The organism is Mesorhizobium sp. M7A.F.Ca.US.006.04.2.1 (assembly GCF_004022915.1).
Classification (GTDB): Bacteria; Pseudomonadota; Alphaproteobacteria; order Rhizobiales; family Rhizobiaceae; genus Mesorhizobium; species Mesorhizobium ciceri.
Genome location: NZ_RZQA01000555.1, coordinates 1 through 4,351, shown reverse-complemented (window position 1 = coordinate 4,351; position 4,351 = coordinate 1). Strand labels below are relative to the sequence as shown.

Below are 4,351 nucleotides of genomic sequence, written 5' to 3'. Positions count from 1 at the left end.
GGCAAGATGTTCGACCGCCCGCACCTGCGGCTGGCCGAGCGGCTTCTGGCGCGGGCAAAGGCGGCAGGTGTTTCCGCCTGAGCGCCTGCTACCAAACCAATGGAATCAGGCGGTAACGGACCTGGGCCACATAGTCGTCATAGCCGCGCAGACCGGCGCGAAGCGTTTTCTCTTCGATGAAGGTGCGGATGGCCAAGAGAACGACGAGCACGAGCACCGACGCCAGCCCCCACCAGGAACCAAGCAGAAGTGCCGTGCCGGCGAAGAAGAGGATGGCGCCGGCATACATCGGATGGCGGACGTAGCTGTAAGGCCCGGTGGAGATCACACGTTGTCCGCGTTCGTCCTGGATCTTGACCACGGGCGCCGCAAAACTGTTCTCCAGCATCGTCAGATAGCAGATCCAGATTCCGAGCAGCAGGACCAGTGCGCCGACCACCTGCACCCAGACGGGAACCGCCGACCAGCCGAAACGAACGTCGAATCCCATGAATATCTGAGAACCAAAGATGGCGAGCAGAAGTATGGACAGCAGCACCTTGTCGGCCGCGGCCTGATTCTTCTGGATGGGAGAGCTCAGCCGCTCATTCATCAGACCGGGATCGCGCCTCGCCAGCGCCACGCCCAAGGTGAGACTGAGGCCCACCATCCCCACCAGATAGACCCAGGCCCCCGGCCAATGCAGCGTGCCGGCCGACAGGAAGAGCAAGGCGCCCATGACGCCGAACCAGACGAATGTCTGAAGAACCAATTTCGCGATCATGATCGACCTGCCTTGATATCCGCTGATGATTGGTATTTTAGACCATTGGTCTACCATACAGACCACTGGTCTATAGTTCAAGCGAACCTTCGACCCGAGGCTCCGAACTCCCGCTTAACAAAAGGCTTGCAGCAGTCGGTTGTGTTGGCCGCTTTTGCCGGGCAGCCTCCGTGATAGGAATTTTTTCTTGACTCGGTGATCTCAGCTATGGTACATTTTTGCCCATGGTGCTGATTTGCGCCAGTGGCCCGCCGCACAGGCGGGTTTTTCGTTTGATGCTCCGTCAGCCAACGCGCAAGCGGAGGCTCCGAAGGGACCCGTTAACCCGAAATTCGTTGCCCTGGCTGCCGACGTCGGGACTGGACGGGAGCAGCCATCACGTGCAGAAAGTTCGTCATGCCCCGTGTCATCAAGCATCCAGAACTCAGGCGAGAAGAACTTCTGGACCATGCCCAGGCCCTGTTCCTGACCCAGGGCTATGACAAAGCGAGCCTCAATGACGTGATTGCGTCCGCCGGCATCTCGAAGGGTGCTTTCTATCATTACTTCCCCTCCAAGGAGGCTCTCCTGGAGGCATTGGCCGATCGCTTTGCAAGACAGGCACTGGCTGGGGTCCAGGACATACTCCACGATCCCGGCCTCGACCCGCTTGGCCGCCTGAATGGCCTGCTCAGCCAGTCGCGGCGGGCCAAGATCGAAACCGCGCCGGAAGCTTGGGCTCTTTTCGAGACGATGTTCCGGCCTGAGAATCTGGTGCTTTTCCACCGTATCAATCTGGCCGCCAGCGCGTCGTTTTCACCGCTGCTGGTCAAGGTCATCAGGCAAGGAATCGAAGACGGCACTTTCAGGACCTTCGATCCGGAAGGTGTCGCCGACATCGTCATGCAATTCGGCATGGCCACGCGTGATGTCGTGGCCAAGGCCATTGCCGGCGGCAGCGACGCCGACATGGAGGCCGCGATCGAAGTCCTGGAGAAACGCGTCAGGCTCTACGAAATCGCCCTCGACCGCATACTGGGCCTGCCCGATGGAAGCATTCGGATCGGCGAGCCCGGCTATGTGCGCACCGTCATGACCGCCAGGCGGCGAACGAGTGCCGGCAAGGCGCGGTAACTGGCCGAGCCTTGGTATCTAGTCCTTGTCCCAGCGTGGCCGGCGCATCGAAAACACCTCGTCGACGCTGGCATAGTCCATATAGCCGAGACGAGCGACATTGCCGGCCTTGGTGATGTCGAACAGGCCGTCCGTCAGGAAGGCGTCGTCGATATGCACGCCGACCACTTCACCGGCGACGATGACGGCACTTGTCGGCGACCCGTCCAGGGCCTTTGGCCGAAAAACTTGAGTCACCCGGCATTCGAGCGCGGCCGGCGCTGCCGCCACGCGCGGCGGGGCGACCAGCCGCGACGGCGCCATGGCAAGATCGGCATAGACGAACTCATTGACACCGCGCGGAGCATTGACCGACGTGCGGTTCATCTTCTCCGCGAGATCGCGGCTGACCAGATTGGCGACGAACTCGCCGGTTTCCTGGGCGAAGGAGGCGCTGTCCTTCTCGCCTTCGGAGGAGAACCAGACGATGAAAGGCCGCGTCGAAACGGCATTGAAGAAGGAATATGGCGCGAGGTTGATCTCACCAGCCCTGTTCAGTGTCGAAATCCAGCCGATCGGACGCGGCGCCACGATCGCCTTCGAAGGGTCGTGCGGCAGGCCGTGGCCCTTTGACGGCTCGTAGAACATTCAGCCGACCCACGGCCCCGAATAGTCACTGTACAGCTTTGCCGGATCGGGCCGGGGCCGCTCCGGCGCCGGGCCGGCATAGGAGCCGATATGGATGAAGCCGATGACCCGCTCCTGCGGCGCCAGCCCCAGCAGTGCCCTGCCCTCCGGCACATCCGAATACCAGTTGCTGATCATGTTGGTGCCAAAGCCCAGCGCGTTGGCTGATATCATCAGGTTCATCGCCGCCATGCCGCCCGACAGGAACATTTCCCATTGCGGGATTTTTGGATTCTCCCTGGGGACAGATACGACGCCGATCACCAGCGGTGCGCGCGAGAACCGCGCCAGTTCCTGATTGCGGCGGCCCTCCGTCAATGGGCCCTCCCGCTGCTCGGCAAGTGCTGCCAGTTGCCTGCCGATCTCGACGCGGGCGTCGCCACGGTAGAGGATGAAGCGCCAGGGCTCCAACCGGCCATGATCGGGCACCCGGGAGGCAGCAGTGATCATTGTCGCGATCTCCGCATCGCTCGGCGCCGGCTCCTTCAGATCTGGAATCGGTGCGGAGTTTCGGGTCAGCAGGAAGTCGATGATCGGCGACGCCATGGGCGCAAGTCTCCTGGACATTCTGTTTTGAGCTGAAGCGCACCATCGGGGATTCGGGCGGCTCGGGCATTGGCGCGGGATACGCCGGACGGAAGAGTCGTATCGGTCGGACTCTTAAGCCTTGAAATTGCCACCGCCATGGGCTTCAACGCAAGGCATGTTTGAGGGGACTATCCGTCTTTTCCTGGTCTGGCTCGGCGCCCTGCTGTTCATGGCGCCGGTTTCGTTCGCCATGGCGCAGAATGTCGACGGAGTCAGCGACCTGAAGCTTCCGGGAATTTCGAGCTACGCGACGCCGAAAGGCGAGACGTCACTGGCACTGAGCGGCGGCGGTGCCATCACACTCTCTGCCCAGTTGACCGACAAGGGTTCCGACATCACGCGCGGCATCGTCTGGCGGGTCTTCAAGCCGGAAGCCGTCAACGGCAAATTGCCGATGGTCGCCTCCTCGCATGGAGGCACCGCCGTCTTCCAGCTCGAACCCGGCAGCTATCTGGTTCACGCCTCCTACGGCCGGGCCGGCGCCACCAAACGCATCACTGTCGGCAAGGACGCCAAGCGCGAAAGCCTCGTGCTCGATGCCGGCGGCCTCAAGCTCGACGCCGTGCTGTCCGGCGGCGTGCGCATTCCACCGAAGAAGCTGCGCTTTTCGATCTACGAGGGCACTGCCGAGGCCAATGGCGACCGCGCGCTGATCATTCCCGATGTCGAGCCCAACAGCGTCGTGCGGCTCAACGCCGGCATCTACCATGTCGTCTCGACCTATGGCGCGGTCAATGCAGTCATTCGCTCCGACATCCGCGTCGAGGCCGGCAAGCTGACCGAAGCCACCGTCGAGCATCACGCCGCCGAGATCACGATGAAGCTGGTGCGCGAAACCGGTGGCGAGGCGATCGCCGACACGTCCTGGTCACTGCTCAACGAGTCCGGCGATCCGATCAAGGAAACAGTCGGCGCTTTCGCCTCGATGGTGCTGGCCGAGGGCGACTACACCATCATCGCCAAGAACCGCGACCGCATCTACCAGAAGGATTTTACGGTCGTGGCCGGGCAGAACCAGGAAATCGAGGTTCTGGCCACCGAGGCCGCGGCGATGGATCCTGAAGAAGGCGCGGATTAACCTTCGTTTTAAGGATCAAGCCGCCAGCTCGGTCCGCGCCGGCAGGAACGGGATCCGGCGGCGTGGCAAAGCTGGCGCCAGGTCGAACACGCCGCGATAGAGGCGGTCGAGCAAGGCCTTGCGGTCGCGCAACGGCTCCAGTT

General features: G+C 62.2%; 5 protein-coding genes. 2 read left to right on the top strand and 3 right to left on the bottom strand.

What is annotated here, in order from left to right:
- Positions 1–88 precede the first annotated feature (88 nt).
- Positions 89–763, bottom strand: coding sequence for an isoprenylcysteine carboxylmethyltransferase family protein (locus EN925_RS25040; protein ID WP_127370068.1), 675 nt, complete (start codon positions 761–763; stop codon positions 89–91).
- A gap of 396 nt (positions 764–1,159) precedes the next feature.
- On the opposite strand from EN925_RS25040, the gene EN925_RS25035 reads away from it, so the two are divergent.
- Positions 1,160–1,876: a TetR/AcrR family transcriptional regulator gene (locus tag EN925_RS25035; protein ID WP_024505353.1), complete on the top strand. Its 717-nt coding sequence runs from the start codon at positions 1,160–1,162 to the stop codon at positions 1,874–1,876.
- A gap of 18 nt (positions 1,877–1,894) precedes the next feature.
- On the opposite strand, the gene EN925_RS25030 is transcribed toward EN925_RS25035, so the two are convergent.
- Both EN925_RS25030 and EN925_RS25025 read right to left on the bottom strand, forming a co-directional pair.
- Positions 1,895–2,503: a flavin reductase family protein gene (locus EN925_RS25030; protein WP_064995335.1), complete on the bottom strand. Its 609-nt coding sequence runs from the start codon at positions 2,501–2,503 to the stop codon at positions 1,895–1,897.
- Entirely contained in the window at positions 2,504–3,088 is a 585-nt protein-coding gene (locus tag EN925_RS25025) for a nitroreductase (protein ID WP_024505355.1), read from the bottom strand. It abuts the gene before it with no gap.
- Positions 3,089–3,245: 157 nt separating this feature from the next.
- On the opposite strand from EN925_RS25025, the gene EN925_RS25020 reads away from it, so the two are divergent.
- The gene (locus tag EN925_RS25020) at positions 3,246–4,208 is read left to right on the top strand and encodes a hypothetical protein (RefSeq protein ID WP_064995336.1); all 963 of its coding nucleotides are present in this window, start codon (positions 3,246–3,248) and stop codon (positions 4,206–4,208) included.
- Positions 4,209–4,351: the final 143 nt, after the last annotated feature.